The organism is Bacillus sp. N12A5 (genome assembly GCF_026790125.1).
In the GTDB taxonomy this organism is placed as follows: Bacteria; Bacillota; Bacilli; order Bacillales; family Bacillaceae; genus Bacillus.
The window spans coordinates 997-2,023 of the sequence record NZ_JALAMR010000037.1 but is presented as its reverse complement, the minus strand read 5'-3'; the positions used below and the strand labels follow the sequence as shown (position 1 = coordinate 2,023).

The following is a 1,027-nucleotide window of genomic DNA, read 5'->3' as shown; positions in this document are numbered from 1 at the left end:
AGCAGAAGAAGCGTAATAGTGTTAATCCGTCTCAATAAAAGACCCATGAACCCTTCAATATAAGGGGTTCATGGGTTCTTTTTTTTTGATTTGCTTTTACTCCAGTTACTAAAAATGCTGGAAACAAAGGTCGGTGGACACCTTAGGTAAATCCTGTTTTCACAAAGTTTGTTGTTTAAAAAGCGGTTATTGCTTTGTTTGTAAAGTGACATATAATGGAAGTTGATTATGCTTCATACAAGCTGCTTTAAATATAATGTCGTTGGGAAGGAGATTGATATGATAATTAAGATGAATTTAATATGAAAGATTTCAATAAACCAAATGAACCTTTCGTTGTTTCAGGCAGAATTATACCTACGTTTAAAAACAATATTTGGAAATATACAGAGGGATTATTTTCTGAACCTTATGTCAAGAAATATGAAGATGGTGAAATTGATGTTAGTTATATTGAAGAAGAGGGAAAAATTGTTTTTTTACAATATGATGAAAACAACTGCATCGGTCGGATTAAGATTCGTTCTAATTGGAATGGATATGCACTAATAGAGGACATTGCTGTTGCCAAAGATTATAGAAAGAAAGGTGTTGGAACAGCATTATTAAATAAAGCTATTGAGTGGGCAAAGGAGAATAACTTTAGCGGTCTTATGTTAGAAACACAAGATATTAATGTTACAGCTTGTCGTTTTTATGCCAAAAACCGCTTTGTAATAGGGGGAGTTGATACTATGCTTTATTCCAACTTCCCAACGGCAAAGGAAATTGCGATTTTTTGGTACTGTCAATTTTAAGGGATAATATCTCAGCAATCTCGGAGATGGTCATTTGATGTTTCGTCTTTTAATGCTTCTTTCATGTCCGTTACATGAAGGAGGAAGGATAAAAAGTGGAAAGAAATAAACTGTTTATCTATGCTAAAGAACGAAGAGGGATTATATGTTTATTTTTGGAAATATTTACTCCTTTTGATTCAAAAAATATTTTCTGGACAGGCATAAAATTTGAAGTATCAATTGATTAT

The 1,027-nt window shown here is 32.5% G+C and carries 1 protein-coding gene; it reads left to right on the top strand.

The genetic code is table 11. From position 1 onward, the window contains the following. Positions 1-302: 302 nt before the first annotated feature. Positions 303-797 (top strand): streptothricin N-acetyltransferase SatA, encoded by a 495-nt coding sequence (gene satA / locus MOC09_RS20065; protein WP_419901071.1) that lies wholly within the window; start codon positions 303-305, stop codon positions 795-797. The last annotated feature ends 230 nt before the right edge of the window (positions 798-1,027 follow it).

Bases quoted from the DNA above. Each gene is read 5' to 3' on its own strand.
- satA (WP_419901071.1), top strand. From the start codon at position 303: ATGAAAGATTTCAATAAACCAAATGAACCTTTCGTTGTTTCAGGCAGA.